Below are 18,310 nucleotides of genomic sequence, written 5' to 3'. Positions count from 1 at the left end.
GGACCGCGAACCCGAACCTGGCACCGGAACCTCCCCTGGAAGTGGGGGAAGACTGCACCGCTGAACTGCCGTGATCACGCCGACGCGCCGCAACGGCACGCACCGTCACCACCGCGGCGTGTCGCGGAAAGGTCACAGGTCAGCACGAAGGGACAGCAGGACAACCACCGCGGGTTAGGGTCCGTGCTCAATCATCCGCCCTGGGAGGTCGAGTGACGCACGCGGGAAACCGTGCCCGCCGGCACGGTCGACGATCGGGACCCGCCGGGTTCCTGCAGCGACCGGGAGGTCGCGGTCGGCCGCCCGGAGGGCACGTCGTCGTCCGGCTGCTGCTGGTCCTGGCCTTCGGACTCGGCCTGGCGGCCTTCACGCCGGGCGTCGCCCAGGCCGAAGAGGCGAGCGAGCAGGTGGCCGGAACCCTGCAGACCAGCCGGAGCGGCCCGATCGAGGGCGTCGAGGTCCTCGTCGAGGACGCGAGCGGCGAGCGGATCGACGAGGTCGAGACCGACGAGAACGGTCGCTGGTCGGTCGACCTGCCCGGGCCGGGTGAGTACACGGTCTCCATCGACGCCGACGACCTGCCCGACGGCGTGGAGCTGGCCGGTGAGGACAACCGGACCGTCACCGTCGACGAGGGCCGCCGGCAGGCGGTGATCATCGGCCTCAGCGACGGCAGCCGGAACTCCGGCGGCGGCTCGGTGCGCGCCGTGCAGCTGCTCGTCGACGGCATCCGGTTCGGCCTCCTGATCGCGATGGCCGCCGTCGGCCTGTCCCTGATCTTCGGGACGACGGGGCTGACGAACTTCGCGCACGGCGAGCTGGTGACCATCGGCGCGGTCGCCGCCTGGTACATCAACGTCTCGGGCGGGGTGAACCTGATCGTCGCGACGATCCTCGCGATGATCGTCGGCGCCGCGGTCGGCGCGTTGAACGAGCTCGGCCTGTGGCGGCCGCTGCGCCGGCGCGGTACCGGCCTGATCGCCGCGCTCGTCGTCTCGATCGGCCTGTCGCTCCTGCTGCGCTACCTGATCCAGGTCATCTACGGCGGGCGGTCCAGCCCGTACCAGGGCTACCAGGGCGGGCGCGCCGTCGACTACGGCCTGTTCACGATGACCAACAAGGACCTCGTGTCGGTGGTCATCTCCGTCGTCGTCCTCGTGCTGGTCGCGGTGATGCTCCAGCGCACCAAGATCGGCAAGGCCATGCGGGCCGTCTCCGACAACCGCGACCTGGCTGCCTCCTCCGGCATCGACGTCAACCGGGTGATCCTGGTGGTCTGGATGATGGGTGGGGCGCTGGCGGCGCTGGGCGGCGTGCTCCTGGGGCTGTCCGACCAGGTGCAGTGGGACATGGGCTTCCGCCTGCTGCTGCTCATGTTCGCCGGCGTCACGCTGGGCGGTCTGGGCACCGCCTACGGCGCGCTCGTCGGGAGCCTCATCGTGGGCGTGTTCGTGCAGATGTCGACCCTCGTCATTCCGAATGACGTGAAGTACGTCGGAGGGCTGCTGCTCTTGATCGTCATCCTCGTCATCAGGCCCCAGGGCATCCTGGGCAGCCGGGTACGGATCGGCTGAGGCGATGGCTGACCTCGTCAACGCCCTGGCCGTCGCCGGCAAGTCCGCGCTCGGGTTCCAGGCGATCTTCTTCGCGCTGCTGGCCATCGGCATCAACGTGCAGTTCGGTTACGCCGGGCTGCTGAACTTCGGCCAGATCGCCTTCGCGATGCTCGGTGGGTTCGGCATCGCGATCTCGGTGAGCAAGTGGGGCCTGAACTTCTGGGTCGGTGTCCTCGTCGGCGTCGCGGCCGCCGTCGTGCTGGCCCTGCTGCTCGGTCTGCCGACGCTGCGCCTGCGCGCCGACTACCTGGCCATCGCGACCATCGCGACGGCCGAGGGGCTACGGCTGCTGTTCCGGTCGGTCTCGGCGACGCCGGTCACCAACGGCACGCGAGGGCTGTCCGGCTTCAACCAGGACTTCATCTCGCTGGCACCGTGGAACACCTCCCAGCGGTACCGGATCCTCGGCACCAGCTGGTCGGGCGGTGAGCTCTGGGTGGCGCTGATCGGCTGGCTCCTGGTGATCCTGGCCAGCCTCCTGGTGTGGGCGCTCATGCGCAGCCCGTGGGGACGCGTGCTGAAGTCCATCCGCGAGGACGAGGACGCCGTCCGCTCGCTGGGCAAGAACGTCTACGTCTACAAGATGCAGGCGCTCGTGCTGGGCGGTGTGCTCGGTGCGTTCGGCGGCATGGTCTACGCCGTGGGCACCGGGTCGGCCGTGCCGGACCAGTACCAGAACGCCAACACGTTCCTCGCCTACGCCGCCCTGATCCTGGGCGGGGCCGCCCGCGTCCTCGGTCCGGTCGTGGGCGCGATGATCCTGCTGTTCATCCTGCAGTTCGCCGACACCGGGCTCCGCCTGCTGATCAGCAACGGCATCATCCCCGAGGACCTGCTGTCGTCCACCGACGTGGCGCAGATCCGGTTCATCCTGGTGGGTGTCGGACTGATGCTGCTGCTGATCTTCCGCCCGCAGGGCATCTTCGGCGATCGACGAGAGGTGATGCTCGATGCCCGCTGAGCCCACACCCCACGGTGCTTCGGCATCCGGTGCTGGTTCCTCCGCCGGCTCGTCCGGGGCCGGCGCTTCCCGCGTCGGCGGCGACGAGACCGGCTACCGACCGGAGCGGTCCGGCGGCTGGCACAGCGGCGACGCTCCCCAGCGCTTGGCGCAGACCGCGCTCAAGGACCTCCCGTGGGAGGTCGGTGTCGCCAAGCCGGATGCGGCCGTCGTCGTCGACGGCGTCACGCGGACCTTCGGTGGCCTGACCGCCGTCGCGGTCGACCACCTGGAGGTCCAGCGCGGCGGCATCACCGGCCTGATCGGTCCGAACGGTGCCGGCAAGACGACGCTGTTCAACCTGCTGACCGGGTTCGACCAGCCCGACACGGGGACCTGGTCGTTCAACGGCAAGGACCTGGGCAAGATGTCGCCGCACCAGGTGGCGCGGCTCGGTGTGGTCCGGACGTTCCAGCTGACCAAGGCGCTGTCCCGCCTCACCGTGCTGCAGAACATGCTGCTCGGCGCGCAGGGGCAGCGCGGTGAGAGCTTCTTCCGCGCGCTGGTGCCCGGCACCTGGCGGGCGCAGGAGAAGGCCAACACCGAGAAGGCGATGGACCTGCTCAAGCGGTTCAAGCTGGATGCCAAGAAGGACGACTTCGCCGGAACCCTGTCCGGTGGTCAGCGCAAGCTGCTGGAGATGGCGCGGGCGCTCATGAGCGACCCGCAGGTCGTCATGCTCGACGAGCCGATGGCCGGGGTGAACCCGGCGCTGACGCAGAGCCTGCTCGGGCACGTCAAGGACCTGCGCGAGCAGGGCATGACGGTGATCTTCGTCGAGCACGACATGGACGTCGTCCGGGACATCAGCGACTGGGTGGTGGTCATGGCTGCGGGCCGGATCATCGCCGAGGGGCCACCGGAGTCCATCAGCCAGAACCAGGCCGTGGTCGACGCCTACCTCGGTGCCCACCACGACGCTCCGCTGACGGTCGAGGAGGAGGACCAGGTCCTCGCCCAGGCCGAGCGGGCGATCGCCCGCGAGGAGGCGACCGACGGCGAGGTCCTGAGCACCGAGACCGCGTCCGCAGACGACCGGAGGAACGACCGATGAGCGACCCCTTGTTCACGGTCGACGAGTCCGGCGAGGACCTGACCCGCGCCGACAGCGCGTCGACGACGACGGAGATGTCGCCCGCGGAGAAGGCAGCCACCCGCGAGGAGCACGTGCGCCTGGCGGAAGGCGCGCTCGTGCGTGCCGACGACCTGGTCGCGGGGTACGTGCCCGGCGTCAACATCCTGCGGGGCTGCGACTTCTACCTCCAGGACGGCGAGCTGGTCGGCATCATCGGCCCCAACGGTGCCGGCAAGTCGACGCTGCTGAAGGCGCTCTTCGGGCTGATCCCGGTGCGCTCGGGCACCGTGACGCTGCGCGGAGAGGACATCACCTCGGCGCCGGCCCACCGGCTCGTGTCGCTCGGGGTCGGCTACGTGCCGCAGAACAACAACGTGTTCCCCTCGCTCACCCTCGAGGAGAACATGCAGATGGGCGTCTACCTGCGGCCGAAGACGTTCAAGGACCGCTTCGACTACGTCGTGGACCTCTTCCCGCTGCTCGGGGAGCGCCGCAAGGCGAAGGCCGGGACGCTGTCGGGCGGTGAGCGGCAGATGGTCGCGATGGGCCGGGCGCTGATGATGGACCCGTCGGTGCTGCTGCTCGACGAGCCGTCGGCCGGCCTCTCCCCCGCGTACCAGGACGAGGTCTTCATCCGCTGCCGCCGGATCAACGCGACGGGCGTCTCGATCATCATGGTCGAGCAGAACGCGCGCCGGTGCCTGCAGATCTGCGACCGCGGCTACGTCCTGGACCAGGGGCGGAACGCCTACACGAACACCGGGGAGTCGCTGATGCACGACCCGAAGGTCATCGAGCTCTACCTCGGGACGCTGGCCAAGGCCACCTGACCGGACCGCACAGCACCGCTCCCGGCGCCGGCTCCCCTCGGGGGGCCGGCGCCGGGTCGTTCCACCCTTCTTCGAAGGGTGCCGGTCCGTCGCCGGGTCGGGGCGCCGGCCGCCCGAGCCAGCACCGCGGCCTCCACCTGGCACGGATCCCGTCGTCGGCGACCGGTGCGAGCACCTCGGTCAGCATGCGGGCGTGCGCCGGCGTGACCACCCCGGCCCCCAGCGCGGTCAGCGTGGCCGGCAGCAGCTCCACCAGGGCGCCGACAGCGCGAGCGCGCCATCACCTCGTCCACCGCCCGCTCACCGCCCGCGGTCAGCGCCGACGGCCGCGCCGCCGGGGTGGCCACCGCAGCCGCGCCCATCTCGCCGTCGGGGCGGTCCAGCTCGGCAGCCGGACGCGCCCCGGCGACCGCCGCCCGTGCCCGGGCGTGCACCGCCGCGTCCCGCCACGCGCGCCGCTGCGCGGCCTTCGCGCACCTGACAGGTGCGGCCCGCCGGTCTCCAGCAGCGACGCCGGCCGGGCGCCTTCCGGCTCCACGGCCACATGCCGGAGCGGCAGGTCCACCAGCACGGTCCGGCGCGGGATCAGCGGGTCGATGCGCTGCGGTCGGGCCTCGCGCCAGCTGGGCAGCCGCTGCTCCACGCCGGAGGCGGCGCCGTCGGACGGCATGTCGAAAACGCGTCCGGTCCTGGTGCGCGCGCCGCCCTCACCAGCGGAGAGGACGGCTGTGGACAGCACAGTGGCCCGGCACCGCGAGGGTGCCGGGCCACTGTGGTGGCTCCTACCGGATCAGGATCCGGCAGCGGGGATCAACGCTGCGGGCCGACGCCGTTCGCGTTGAGGCCCTCGAGGATCCGCGAGGACTCCTCGAAACCGATGACCACGATGGCGTCGGGGTTGAAGTCCACCATCCGCTGGACCTCGGAGTCGAAGTTCGCCGCCTGCGGGTCGTAGGTGATGCTCTGGATGTCGTCCTCGGAGAGACCCGCGTCAACCAGGTTGTTGAGGGTGTTCTCCGCCAGACCCGTGCCGTACGGGTCGTTGAGGGCCAGGATCCCGACCGTGTTGTTGCCGTCCTCGATGATCAGGTCGGCCAGGGCCCGAGCCTGCAGCGTGTCCGGCGGGGCCGTGCGGAAGTACAGCCCGTTGTCGTTGTAGGTCGTGAACTGGTCGGACGTGTTCGCCGGGGAGATCTGCATGACGCCGGCCTGCGTGATGGCGTCGATGACGGTGAGGCTCACGCCCGAGGACGCGGCACCGACGATCGCGTTGACGCCGGACTGGAGCAGGCGGTCGACGGTCTGCGTGGCGGTGTCGGTCGAGGCGTCGCCGGAGTCACCCTCGACGAGCTGGACGGGCTGCCCGAAGACGCCGCCGGCCTCGTTGATGTCCTGGACGGCGAGCTTGGCACCGGCGACCTCCGGCGGGCCGAGGAACGCGAGGTTCCCGGTCAGCGGGAGCAGGGTGCCGATGACCAGCGGAGCGCCGGCCGTGGCGGTCGGGACCGGGTCCGGGCCCTCGTCGGTGGCGGCGTTGGCCTCGTCGCCGGCGAGCACGAACTCCGTGGCGTCGTCGTCGAGGGTGTTGTCGTCACCGAACTGGAGGATGCCGAAGCTGGCCTCGGCCGGCTCACCGGCGTCGGCGAAGCTCAGCGGGCCCGACGCACCGTCGTAGTCGACGTTGCCGCCGCCGGCCAGGATCTCGGCGCAGCTGGCGTAGTCGGTGCAGGCGTCGCCACCGAAGGTCAGACCGTTGACGTAGTCCTTGAACGTGTTGGCCTGGTTGGTGCCGGCCGCCTGGGCCGCCAGCGCCGTCAGGACCACGGCGTCGTAGGTCTCACCCGCGTAGTTGTAGTCCTGCAGCTCGGGGTCGACCGCGAGCAGCCGGTCCTTGAAGTCCGACGACAGGTCGGTGAGGGGCGTGGTGCCCTTCATGCCGGCCAGGGCACCCTCTTCGGAGAAGTCCTCGCCGAGGGCGTTACCCATGTTGCCGTCGGTGCCGTAGATGTTGACCTGCTTCTCACCGCTGTCGGCCGAGCCGGTGTCACCCTCGTCGTCGCTGCCGCCGCCACAGGCGGTGAGAGCGAGCAGGGCGGCACCGGCGAGGGCGATGCTGCGGGCAGTGGTGCCAGTGCGCATCAAGCAACTCCCAGTGTCATCGTTCTCTGCGTCGCCGGGAGGATTCACAGGAAATCCGCCGCTCGGACGCCGATCGGTGCGGAGAACCTAACTGGCCCGCGAAGCGATGCACCCGGCGTTCAACCGATAGTGATGGGGTTGTGATCTACGGATTTACCGGCGATCCGGCCCCCGGACGCGGGGTCACCGGCTCCTCGGGAACCGCCGCGCTCCCGACGGTTCAGGCGGTCGGGCCCTCGCCCGTCGCACCCGGGACGGCGTCGGCGACGGCGCCCGCGTCGATGATCGACTGGGCCAGGGCCTTCATCGACGTCCGCTGGTTCATCGCGGTCCGCTGGATCCAGCGGAACGCCTCGGCCTCGGTGATGCCCTGCTCGGCCATCAGCTGCCCCTTGGCCTTCTCGACGACCTTCCGGGTCTCCAGCCGCTCCTCGAGCGTCCGCACCTCGCCGTCCAGCGCCGTCATCTCGGTGAATCGCGCCCGCGCGACCTCGATGGCCGGGACCAGGTCGTTCTTGGAGAAGGGCTTCACGAGGTAGGCCATGGCACCCGCGTCACGCGCCCGTTCCACCAGCTCCCGCTGGCTGAAGGCGGTGAGCACGATGACGGGCGCGACGCGGGCGGACGCGATCTGCTCGGCGGCCGACAACCCGTCGAGCACGGGCATCTGGATGTCGAGGATGACCAGGTCCGGCCGCAGCTCGGTGGCGCGGTCCACGGCCTGCTGGCCGTCCCCCACCTCGGCGACGACGGAGTAGCCCTCCTCCTCGAGCATCTCCTTGAGGTCGAGGCGGATGAGGGCCTCGTCCTCGGCGATGATGACCCGGATCGTCTCGCTGCTCACGGGCGGAAGCCTAGCGACGTCGGGCTGCCGGCACCTCACCGCTACGCTGCTCGGGCGGCCGGGCACCCCGGCACGCCCCCGTACCCCAATCGGCAGAGGGAGCGGATTCAAAACCCGCGCAGTGTGCGTTCGAGTCGCACCGGGGGCACCTGCTGGATCGCCGATCCTCCGGATCGGCACCGCGGCCACGCGCCGTCCCCCTGGCTCGATGAGCCGTTGCGTCGCTCCTGCGCGGGACCCGCCGGGCCCCACTCGGCACGACGATGCCGTGCGGTGAATACCGTGGGCCCGTGAGCGCCTCTGACGTGCCTGTCCCGCACATGACGCCCGAGCAGTTCCGGCAGCACGGCCACGAGGTGGTCGACTGGATCGCCGACTACTGGACGCGGATCGGCGAGTTCCCCGTGCGGTCGCAGGTCTCCCCCGGCGACGTCCGCGCGTCCCTCCCGGCCGCGCCCCCCGAGCAGGGCGAGCCCTTCTCCGCCGTCCTCTCCGACCTCGAGCGCGTCGTCCTGCCGGGCACCACGCACTGGCAGCACCCCGGCTTCTTCGGCTACTTCCCGGCGAACACGTCCGGGCCGTCCGTCCTGGGCGACCTGGTCTCCGCCGGGCTCGGAGTCCAGGGCATGTCGTGGGTGACCAGCCCCGCTGCCACCGAGCTCGAGCAGCACGTCATGGACTGGTTCGCCGGCCTGCTCGGGCTCCCCGAGTCCTTCCTCTCCACCGGTACCGGCGGTGGCGTCGTCCAGGACTCGAGCTCGGGCGCCAACCTCGTCGCCCTGCTGGCCGCCCTGCACCGGGCGAGCACGGGCGCCACCGTCCGCCACGGCGTCGACCCCGACCGCGCCACCGTCTACGTCTCCGCCGAGACCCACTCCTCGATGGTGAAGGCGGCGCGGATCGCCGGGCTGGGCAGCGACGCCGTCCGCATCGTCGAGGTCGACGACGACCTGGCCATGCGCCCCGCCGCGCTGGCCGCCCGGCTGGAACGGGACGTCGCCCGGGGCTACACCCCCGTCCTCGTCTGCGCGACGGTCGGGACGACGTCGACGACGGCGATCGACCCGTTGGCCGCGCTGGGCCCCATCTGCCGGGAGCACGGCGTCTGGCTGCACGTCGACGCCGCCTACGCGGGGGTCAGCGCCGTCGTCCCCGAGCTGCGGGAGCTGCAGGCGGGCGTGGAGTGGGCGGACAGCTACACCACCGACGCGCACAAGTGGCTGCTCACCGGCTTCGACGCGACGCTCTTCTGGGTCGCCGACCGCGGCGCCCTCACCGGCGCCCTGGCGATCCTCCCCGAGTACCTGCGCAACGCCGCCACCGACGCCGGCGCGGTCGTCGACCTCCGCGACTGGCAGATCCCGCTCGGCCGCCGGTTCCGCGCGCTCAAGCTGTGGTTCGTCCTCCGCTGGTACGGCGCCGACGGGCTGCGCGCGCACATCCGCTCGCACGTCGCCATGGCGCAGGACCTCGCTGCCCGCGCCGAGGCCGACGAGCGGTTCGACGTCGTCACCAAGCACCCGTTCTCGCTGGTGTGCCTGCGCCCGCGGTGGGACGGCGAGGTCGACGCCGACGTCGCCACCATGACGCTGCTCGAGCGGCTCAACGACGGCGGTGAGGTGTTCCTGACCCACACCAACGTCGGTGGGAAGGCGGTGCTGCGCGTCGCGGTCGGCTCCCCGGCGACCACGCCGGCCCACGTCGACCGGCTGTGGGCGCTGCTGTGCGAGCACCACGACTTCCTCGCCACCGACTTCGCGGCGGCGGCCGCGGAGCTCGAGGAGGAGCGCCGTCGGGAGCGCGAGCGGGCAGAGCTGGAACGGGCCGAGCAGGAGCGGGCCGAGGCCGCTCAGGAGGCGCCGGCGGCCGAGGAGCCCACGCCGGAGGAGCCCACGCCGGAGGAGCTCAGTCCTTCAGCGACCTGATCAGGCCCTCCTGGGCCACCGTGGCGACGTGCGTCCCGTCGGCCGACCAGATCTGCCCGAAGCACAGGGCCCGCCCGGAGGACGCCGCCGGGCTGTCGGTCTCGTAGAGGAACCAGTCGTCGGCACGCACCGGCCGGTGGAACCACACGGCGTGGTCGAGGCTGGCGCCGATGAAGTCCGGCCAGCCCCCGCCCAGCCGGGCGAACCCGGCCGAGAGCAGCGTCAGGTCGCTGACGAAGGTCAGCGCCGCCGCGTGCGCGGCCCGGTCCTCCCCCAGCTCCCCCGCGACCCGCAGCCAGGTGTAGCTCTTGGTGTCCGGTGGCGACTTGGGCGGCGCGGTGAACGGGTCCTGCAGGAACCGCTGCTCCACGACCTTGCCCATCGCGGCCATCCACGCGGCGCGCTCCCCGTGGCGGGCGACGATCTCGTCGGTGCCCGGGAGGGTGTCCGGCCGCGGCACCTCCGGCATGGGCAGGCAGTGTTCCGCGACCGGCTCCTCGCCCGCGTGGAAGTCCGCGGTCAGGGCGAAGATCGCGACGTCCTCGCCCTTGCGGTACTGCCGGGCCACGACCCGGCGCGTGGTGAACGACCGCCCGTCGCGGATGCGGTCGACCTCGTAGCGGATCTCCTCGAAGGGGTCCCCGGGCCGCAGGAAGTACGAGTGCAGCGAGTGCACGGCGCGGTCCTCGGGAGCGGTGCGCTCCGCCGCCATCAGCGCCTGCCCGGCGACCTGGCCGCCGAAGATGCGCTGCCGCTCGGTGCTCGGGGTCTGCCCGACGAAGACGTCGGGCTTGCGCTCCTCCAGTTCCAGCACGGCCAGCAGCGCCGCGGCCTGGCTGCCACCGGTCACGAGTCGGTGCCCACCTCGTGCACGCGGATCAGGTTGGTCGAGCCCACCGTGTTGGGCGGGCTGCCGGCGACGACGACGACGCGGTCGCCGACCTTCAGCCGGCCGATCGACAGCAGGGAGAAGTCGACCTGGTCGACCATGTCGTCGGTGTGCTCGACCATCGGCACCAGGAACGTCTCGACGCCCCACGACAGCGCCAGCTGGCTGCGCACCCGCGCGTCGACGGTGAAGGCGAGCAGCGGCTGGCGCGGGTGCAGGGCGGCGAGCCGGCGAGCGGTCTCGCCGGTCTGCGTGAACGTGGCGAGCGCCTTCACGTCGAGGCTCTCGCTGATGTCGCGGGCCGCGCGCACGATGGCGCCCGAGCGCGACCGGGAGCGCCGGACCACGTCGGGCACCCACAGCTGGTCGCTCTCGACGGCGTCGATGATCCGCTCCATCGTCCGCACCGCGCCGATCGGGTGGGCGCCGACGGAGGTCTCGCCGGACAGCATCACCGCGTCGGCCCCGTCGAGAACGGCGTTGGCGACGTCGGAGGCCTCGGCGCGCGTGGGCCGCGAGTTCTGGATCATGGACTCGAGCATCTGGGTGGCGACGATGACCGGCTTGTTGCGCTCGCGCGCTGCCTGGATCGCCCGCTTCTGCACCAGCGGCACCTGCTCGAGGGCCAGCTCCACGCCGAGGTCGCCGCGGGCGACCATGATGCCGTCGAAGGCCTCGACGATCGCCTCGAGGTTCTCGACCGCCTCCGGCTTCTCGAGCTTGGCGATCACCGGGACGGTGATGTCCTCCTGGCGCATGATGTCGCGCACCAGCTCGACGTCGTCCGGCGAGCGGACGAAGGACAGGGCGATGAAGTCGACGCCCAGCTGCAGCGCGAAGCGCAGGTCCTCCTCGTCCTTGTCCGAGAGGGCCGGCACGCTGACGGCGACGCCGGGCAGCGACAGCCCCTTGTTGTTGGAGACCTCGCCGCCCTCGACCACCAGGCAGAAGACGTCGGGCCCCTCGACGCGGACGACGGTCAGCGCGAGCTTGCCGTCGTCGACGAGCAGGCGGTCGCCGACCCGGACGTCGTCGGACAGGTTCTTGTACGTCGTGGAGACCCGCTCGGCGGTGCCCTGCACGTCCTCGACGGTGATGCAGACCTGCGCCCCGGTCGGCCACTCGACCGGCCCGTCGGCGAAGGTGCCCAGCCGGATCTTGGGGCCCTGCAGGTCGGCCAGGACGGCGACGGCGTGACCGGTGGAGTCCGAGGCCTGCCGCACGTTGCCGTACGCGGTGGCGTGGTGCTCGTGGGCGCCGTGGCTGAAGTTCAGCCGGGCGACGTCCATCCCTGCCTCGACGAGGGAGGTGATCTGCTCCAGCGAACTGGTGGCAGGTCCGAGGGTGCAGACGATCTTCGCGCGGCGGGACATGGCGATAACGCTAGTGGCTAGCCGAAATGATCTCGCTCGCGGCCCGGCCCCGGTGTGTCGGCCGGGCCGCGAGCGGTGTCATCGCAGCGCGACCGTCGTCGGGGCCACCGGCGCGGGCAGCATCGAGTTGCCGGTGAGCCAGGTGTCGGCGGCCGCTGCCGCGGCCCGGCCCTCGGCGATGGCCCAGACGATCAGGGACTGGCCACGACCCATGTCCCCGGCCACGAAGACGCCCGGCTCGGTGGACATGAACTCCGCGTCCCGGGCCACGTTGCCGCGACCGTCGACCTCGACGCCGAGGGAGTCGACCAGACCTTCGCGCTGCGCCCCGGTGAAGCCCATGGCCAGGAACACCAGGTCCGCCGGCAGCTCCCGCTCGCTGCCCTCGATCTTCTGGAAGCGCCCCTCGACCCGCTCGACCTCGTGCAGCAGCAGCGCCCGCACGTTGCCGTTGCCGTCGTCGAGGAACCGCTCGGTGTTCACCGAGTAGAGCCGCTCGCCGCCCTCCTCGTGCGCGCTGGAGACGCGCATGATCATCGGGTAGGTCGGCCAGGGGTTGGCGCCCGCGTCCCGGCGGTCCGGCGGCGCCGGCATGATCTCCAGCTGCGTCACCGAGGCCGCGCCCTGGCGGTGCGAGGTGCCGAGGCAGTCCGCTCCGGTGTCGCCGCCACCGATGATCACGACGTGCTTGCCATGGGCGTTGATCGGCGGGTCGTCGAGCTCGCCGAGCGCCTGGAGGTTGCCGTAGGGCAGGTACTCCATCGCCAGGTGGATGCCGCGCAGCTCGCGCCCGGGCGCCGGCAGGTCGCGGCCGATGGTGGCGCCACCGGCCAGGACGACGGCGTCGTACTCCGCCCGCAGCTGCTCGGTGGACAGGTCGTGCTCCCCCGAGCCACCGACCTCGACACCGGTCACGAAGCGGGTGCCCTCGGCGCGCATCTGGTCCAGCCGCCGGTCGAGGAGCGCCTTCTCCATCTTGAACTCGGGGATGCCGTAGCGCAGCAGCCCGCCCACCCGGTCGGCCCGCTCGAAGACGGTGACGTCGTGCCCCGCGCGGGTGAGCTGCTGCGCGGCGGCCAGGCCCGCGGGGCCCGAGCCGATGACGGCGACCTTCTTGCCGGTCCGCTCGGCCGGGGTCTGCGGCTGCACCCAGCCCTCGTCGTAGGCGCGGTCGATGATCTCCCACTCGATCTGCTTGATCGTCACCGGCGACTCCTGCAGGTTCAGCACGCAGGAGCCCTCGCACGGCGCGGGGCAGAGCTTCCCGGTGAACTCCGGGAAGTTGTTGGTCGAGTGCAGCCGCTCGATCGCCTCGTGCCAGTCGTCGCGGCGGGCGAGGTCGTTCCACTCCGGGATCAGGTTCGCCACCGGGCATGCGTGGTGGCAGAACGGGATGCCGCAGTCCATGCAGCGGGCCGCCTGCTTGCGCACCGCGGCGACCGGGAAGACGGCGTCCTCCCCGTTCTGGCGGGACAGGTAGACGTCCTTCCAGTCCATGATCCGGACGTCGACCGGACGGCGCGGCGGGAGCTCCCGCTCGTACTTCAGGAATCCGGTGGTGTCAGCCACGAGCTGCCTCCTCCTGCGCGAGTTGCGTGAGACATCCGGTTGCGCAGCGCGTGTCACCCACGAGCGGCCTCCATCACTGCGAGGTCGACGTCTGTCCCGTTCGCCTCGGCCATCCGCTGGGCGTCCAGGGCCCGCTTGTAGTCGCGCGGCATGATCACGCTGAACTGCTCCGACCAGCGTCCCCAGTCGGCCAGCAGCGCCTGCGCCACCGTCGACTCGGTGTCGCCCGCGTACCGGACCAGCACGTCGCGCAGCCACTGCGCGGACTCCCCGTCCAGCGGCTCGACGTCGACCATCTCGGTGTTCACCCGGTGCCGGGCGAGGTCGAGCACGTAGCCGATGCCGCCCGACATGCCCGCGGCGATGTTCCGCCCGGTCGCGCCGAGGATCACCGCGCGGCCACCGGTCATGTACTCCAGCGCGTGGTCGCCCACGCCCTCCACGACGGCCAGCGCACCGGAGTTGCGCACGCAGAACCGCTCGCCGACCCGGCCGCGCAGGAAGATCTCCCCGCCCGTCGCCCCGTAGCCGATGACGTTCCCGGCGATGACGTTGTCCTCGGCGGCGAAGGGCGCCTCGCGGTGCGGCCGGACGATGATCCGGCCGCCCGACAGGCCCTTGCCGACGTAGTCGTTGGCGTCGCCGAACAGCCGCATCGTGACCCCGCGCGGCAGGAAGGCGCCGAACGACTGCCCGGCCGACCCGCCGAAGGTGAGGTCGATCGTGCCGTCGGGCAAGCCCTCGCCGCCGAAGCGGCGGGTGACCATCGAGCCCAGCATCGTGCCGACGGTGCGGTTGACGTTGCGCACCGGCAGCTCGAGGGTGACCGGCCGCGCGTCGAGCAGCGCGCCCTCGCACAGCTGGATGAGGGTCTGGTCGAGGGCGACGTCCAGCCCGTGGTCCTGGTTCTTCACCTGGCGCAGCGGCGCGCCCTCGGGCAGCTCCGGCACGACCAGCATCGGCGAGAGGTCCAGCCCCTGCGCCTTCCAGTGGCCCACGGCCTTGCGGGTGTCGAGCAGCTCGGCGTGGCCCACCGCCTCGTCGATCGACCGGAAGCCCAGCTCGGCCAGGTAGCTGCGCACCTGCTCGGCGAGGAACTCGAAGAACGTGACGACGAACTCCGGCTGCCCGGTGAACCGCTTGCGCAGCTCCGGGTTCTGGGTCGCGACGCCGACCGGGCAGGTGTCGAGGTGGCAGACCCGCATCATCACGCAGCCGGAGACCACCAGCGGCGCGGTCGCGAACCCGAACTCCTCGGCGCCCAGCAGCGCGGCGATCACGACGTCGCGGCCGGTCTTCATCTGCCCGTCGACCTGCACGACGATCCGGTCGCGCAGCCCGTTGGCCAGCAGCGTCTGCTGCGTCTCGGCCAGGCCCAGCTCCCACGGGGAACCGGCGTGCTTGAGCGAGGTGAGCGGCGCGGCCCCGGTGCCGCCGTCGTGCCCGGAGATCAGGACGACGTCGGCGTGCGCCTTGCTCACACCCGCCGCGACCGTGCCGACCCCGACCTCGGACACCAGCTTGACGTGCACGCGCGCGTCGTTGTTGGCGTTCTTGAGGTCGTGGATGAGCTGCTTGAGGTCCTCGATCGAGTAGATGTCGTGGTGCGGCGGAGGGCTGATCAGCCCGACGCCCGGCGTCGAGTGCCGGGTGCGCGCCACCCACGGGTAGACCTTGCTGCCGGGCAGCTGGCCGCCCTCGCCGGGCTTGGCGCCCTGCGCCATCTTGATCTGGATGTCGTCGGCGTTGACCAGGTACTCGCTGGTCACGCCGAAGCGCCCCGAGGCGACCTGCTTGATCGCCGAGCGGCGCAGGTCGCCGTTCGCGTCGGGCGTGAAGCGGTCGGGGTCCTCGCCGCCCTCACCGGTGTTGGAGCGGCCACCGAGCCGGTTCATCGCGATGGCGAGGGTCTGGTGCGCCTCCGCCGAGATCGAGCCGTAGCTCATGGCTCCGGTGTTGAACCGCTTGACGATCTCGCTGGCCGGCTCGACCTCGTCGAGCGGGACGGGCTCGCGCACGCCGGTCTTCAGGGTGAAGAGCCCGCGCAGCGTCGCGGCCTCCTCCGACAGCTTGTCGACAGTCTGCGTGTACTTCTCGAAGACGTCGTACTGCCGCGAGCGGGTGGCGTGCTGGAGCAGGAACACCGTCTCCGGGTTGAACAGGTGCACCTCGCCCTCGCGGCGCCACTGGTACTCGCCACCGGTCTCCAGCCGGCGGTGGGCCCGCTCGGTCGGGTTCACGGGGTAGGCGCGGCGGTGGCGCATGGCCACCTCTTCGGCGAGGACGTCGATGCCGACGCCACCCAGCGGGCAGGAGGTGCCGGTGAAGTACTCCTCGACGAGGTCCTGCGAGAGCCCGACGGCCTCGAAGATCTGCGCCATCGTGTACGACCCGGCGGTCGAGATGCCCATCTTGCTCATGACCTTGAGGACGCCCTTGCCGAGCGCCTTGACCATGTTGCGGACTGCCTGGGCCGGCTCCACGCCGGTGAGCGCGCCGTCGCGAATCAGGTCCTCGATCGACTCGAACGCCAGGTACGGGTTGACCGCGGCGGCGCCGTAGCCGAGCAGCAGCGCGACGTGGTGCACCTCGCGGCAGTCGCCGGACTCGACGACGAGGCCGACCTCCATGCGGGTCTTCTCGCGCACCAGGTGGTGGTGGACCGCCGCGGTCATCAGCAGCGACGGGATCGGGGCGCGCTTCTCGTCGCAGTCGCGGTCGGAGAGCACGATGATCCGCGCCCCGGCGGCGATCGCCTTGGAGACCTTGGTGCGCAGCTGCTCGACGGCCTCGGCGAGCGCGGCACCGCCGCCGTCGACGTCGAAGTGACCGGTGATCCGGACGGCGGCGTAGCCGGGCAGGTCGCCGTCGTCGTCGATGTGCAGGATCTTGGCCAGCTCGTCGTTGTCGATGACCGGGAACGGCAGGTACACCTGCCGGCAGGATGCCGGGGTGGCCTGCAGCAGGTTCTGCTCCGGCCCGAAGGTGCGCCCCAGGCTGGTCACCAGCTCCTCGCGGATGGCGTCCAGCGGCGGGTTGGTCACCTGGGCGAACAGCTGCCCGAAGTAGTCGTAGAGCAGCCGCGAGCGGTCCGACAGCGCCGCGACCGGGGTGTCGGTGCCCATGGAGCCGATCGGCTCGGCACCCGAGGACGCCATCGGCGTCACCAGGACCCGCAGCTCCTCCTCCGTGTAGCCGAACAGCATCTGCCGGCGGACGACGGACTCGTGGCTGGGCCGCGAGCGGCGGCGCTCGGGCAGCGAGGGCAGGTGCACCAGGCCGGCGTGCAGCCAGTCCTCGTAGGGGTGCTCGGCCGCGAGGGCCCCCTTGACCTCCTCGTCGGAGACGATCTTCCCCGAGCTGGTGTCGACCAGGAACATGCGACCGGGCTGCAGGCGGCCCTTGGCCACGATGTCGGCCGGCGGGATGTCGAGGACACCGACCTCGCTGGCCAGCACCACCAGGTCGTCCTTGGTGTGCCACCAGCGACCCGGGCGCAGACCGTTGCGGTCGAGGACGGCGCCGATGAGCGTGCCGTCGGTGAAGCAGACCGCGGCCGGCCCGTCCCACGGCTCCATGATCGAGGAGTGGAACCGGTAGAAGGCCCGGCGGGCCGGGTCCATCTCGTCGTGGTTCTCCCACGCCTCCGGGATCATCATCAGGACGGCGTGCGGCAGCGACCGGCCCGACAGGTGCAGCAGCTCGAGCACCTCGTCGAACGTCGCGGAGTCGCTGAAGTCGCTGGCGGTGACCGGGAAGATCCGCTCCAGGCCGAGCTCGGAGGCGGGACCGGCCGGGCCGTCGAACAGCTGGGTGTCGAGCTTCGCCTCACGGGCCCGCATGCGGTTGCGGTTGCCCTTGATCGTGTTGATCTCCCCGTTGTGCGCGATGAAGCGGAACGGGTGGGCCAGCGGCCAGCTCGGGAAGGTGTTGGTCGAGAAGCGGCTGTGCACCAGGGCGATCGCCGACTCGTAGCGCTCGTCGCGCAGGTCGGGGAAGAACAGCGGCAGCTGGTCGGTGGTCAGCATGCCCTTGTAGGTGATCGTCCGGGACGACAGCGAGGCGATGTAGAGGGAGCTGCCGGCCTCGACGGCGGCGCGCTCGGCCCGCTTGCGCAGCACGAAGGAGCGCCGCTCCAGCCGCGTGACGCCGTTGCACTCGACGTTGCCGCCGAAGGCCTTCTCGTCGGCCCGCGCACCCATCGTCTCGGCGACGAACAGCTGGGCGAAGTGCGGCATGACCGCGCGGGCGGTGGGACCGAGGTCGGCGCCGTCGGGGTCGATCGGCACGTCGCGCCAGCCGAGGACGGTCAGCCCCTCCTCCTCGGCGAGCCGGGCGACGTCCTCGTAGCGGGCGGCCCGCTCGGCGTCGTCGGTCGGGAGGAAGGCGATGCCGACCGAGTACTCCCCCTGCGGCGGCAGGTCGAAGTCGACGCCCGCGCGCAGCAGCGCGTCGGGCACCTGGGTGAGGATGCCGGCGCCGTCGCCCGAGTTGGGCTCGGAGCCCGCGGCACCGCGGTGGTCGAGGTTGTGCAGCGCCGTGAGGCCCTGGGCCACGATCGCCCGGGAACGACGGCCGCGGGCGTCGGCCACGAAGGCGACGCCGCAGGCGTCCTTGTCGTTCGCCGGGTCGTAGAGGCCGGTCTTCGCCGGGACGGCGGAGAACGGGACTGCTGACGTCGCAGCGGCGGGGGCGGTGAGGTCGGGCATGTCACTCCCGTCGTCGGCGGCCGTCCACGCCTGGGCAGGTCGCGGACGGGGGCACGGAGCCCTGGCCGGTGGTCAAGGGGCCGGTGGTCGGAGGGGGCGGCACTGCGGAGGCCGGCTGCCGGGGGGACGTCGGCCCCGGCTGCGGCTGGCTGGAGCCCGTCGGGTGTGGTGCCGACGAGCTGTCGTCCGCGGGGCGACGCTGGCCCGGTCCGACTGTTCGGCCCGACCAGGATCACTGGCGGGCCTGACGCGAAGGGTACACAGCCGTAACACGGGCTCAGGCCGGATAAACCTCACATCCGGCGCGTCGGCAGGATCGACGCGTTGCCTGGCGGGAACGG

At 71.6% G+C, this 18,310-nt stretch carries 12 protein-coding genes and 1 tRNA gene; 6 read left to right on the top strand and 7 right to left on the bottom strand.

Annotated features, from left to right (window positions below; translation table 11 throughout):
* Positions 1–212: 212 nt before the first annotated feature.
* From DCS98_RS18320 to DCS98_RS18305, 4 genes are read left to right on the top strand one after another with little or no spacing between them, the layout of a single operon-like run.
* On the top strand, positions 213–1,574 hold the full coding sequence (locus DCS98_RS18320) for a branched-chain amino acid ABC transporter permease (protein ID WP_206340333.1): 1,362 nt from the start codon (positions 213–215) through the stop codon (positions 1,572–1,574).
* A 4-nt stretch (positions 1,575–1,578) separates the two neighbouring features.
* Positions 1,579–2,577, top strand: coding sequence for a branched-chain amino acid ABC transporter permease (locus tag DCS98_RS18315; protein WP_116452830.1), 999 nt, complete (start codon positions 1,579–1,581; stop codon positions 2,575–2,577).
* The gene (locus tag DCS98_RS18310) at positions 2,567–3,670 is read left to right on the top strand and encodes an ABC transporter ATP-binding protein (RefSeq protein WP_116452829.1); all 1,104 of its coding nucleotides are present in this window, start codon (positions 2,567–2,569) and stop codon (positions 3,668–3,670) included. The genes DCS98_RS18315 and DCS98_RS18310 overlap by 11 nt, the downstream gene beginning before the upstream one ends.
* Positions 3,667–4,521, top strand: coding sequence for an ABC transporter ATP-binding protein (locus tag DCS98_RS18305; protein ID WP_206340332.1), 855 nt, complete (start codon positions 3,667–3,669; stop codon positions 4,519–4,521). Before DCS98_RS18310 ends, DCS98_RS18305 begins: the two co-directional genes overlap by 4 nt.
* A gap of 313 nt (positions 4,522–4,834) precedes the next feature.
* On the opposite strand, the gene DCS98_RS18300 is transcribed toward DCS98_RS18305, so the two are convergent.
* From DCS98_RS18300 to DCS98_RS18290, 3 genes are all read right to left on the bottom strand, one after another.
* Positions 4,835–5,191, bottom strand: coding sequence for a hypothetical protein (locus DCS98_RS18300; protein ID WP_116452828.1), 357 nt, complete (start codon positions 5,189–5,191; stop codon positions 4,835–4,837).
* Between the two features lie 140 nt (positions 5,192–5,331).
* A complete protein-coding gene (locus DCS98_RS18295) occupies positions 5,332–6,660 on the bottom strand; it encodes an ABC transporter substrate-binding protein (protein WP_116452827.1) in 1,329 nt (442 codons plus the stop codon).
* A 220-nt stretch (positions 6,661–6,880) separates the two neighbouring features.
* A complete protein-coding gene (locus tag DCS98_RS18290; RefSeq protein WP_116452826.1) occupies positions 6,881–7,504 on the bottom strand; it encodes an ANTAR domain-containing response regulator in 624 nt (207 codons plus the stop codon).
* Between the two features lie 74 nt (positions 7,505–7,578).
* On the opposite strand from DCS98_RS18290, the gene DCS98_RS18285 reads away from it, so the two are divergent.
* Positions 7,579–7,652: transfer RNA gene (locus tag DCS98_RS18285), tRNA-Leu, on the top strand.
* A gap of 142 nt (positions 7,653–7,794) precedes the next feature.
* The gene (locus tag DCS98_RS18280) at positions 7,795–9,429 is read left to right on the top strand and encodes an aminotransferase class V-fold PLP-dependent enzyme (protein WP_241038315.1); all 1,635 of its coding nucleotides are present in this window, start codon (positions 7,795–7,797) and stop codon (positions 9,427–9,429) included.
* Here the strand turns inward: DCS98_RS18280 and DCS98_RS18275 are convergent.
* The 4 genes from DCS98_RS18275 to gltB form a co-directional block, all read right to left on the bottom strand.
* Entirely contained in the window at positions 9,410–10,279 is an 870-nt protein-coding gene (locus DCS98_RS18275) for an acyl-CoA thioesterase (RefSeq protein WP_116452824.1), read from the bottom strand. The two genes, DCS98_RS18280 and DCS98_RS18275, sit on opposite strands and share 20 nt — an antisense overlap.
* Positions 10,276–11,691, bottom strand: coding sequence for a pyruvate kinase (pyk, locus tag DCS98_RS18270; protein WP_116452823.1), 1,416 nt, complete (start codon positions 11,689–11,691; stop codon positions 10,276–10,278). The genes DCS98_RS18275 and pyk overlap by 4 nt, the downstream gene beginning before the upstream one ends.
* 78 nt (positions 11,692–11,769) lie before the next feature.
* Positions 11,770–13,260 (bottom strand): glutamate synthase subunit beta, encoded by a 1,491-nt coding sequence (locus DCS98_RS18265; protein ID WP_116452822.1) that lies wholly within the window; start codon positions 13,258–13,260, stop codon positions 11,770–11,772.
* Positions 13,261–13,313: 53 nt separating this feature from the next.
* Positions 13,314–17,969 (bottom strand): glutamate synthase large subunit, encoded by a 4,656-nt coding sequence (gene gltB / locus DCS98_RS18260; RefSeq protein ID WP_116452821.1) that lies wholly within the window; start codon positions 17,967–17,969, stop codon positions 13,314–13,316.
* Positions 17,970–18,310: the final 341 nt, after the last annotated feature.

The organism is Blastococcus litoris (assembly GCF_003075095.1).
Classification (GTDB): domain Bacteria; phylum Actinomycetota; class Actinomycetes; order Mycobacteriales; family Geodermatophilaceae; genus Blastococcus_B; species Blastococcus_B litoris.
This window is presented reverse-complemented; position numbering and strand designations above follow the sequence as displayed.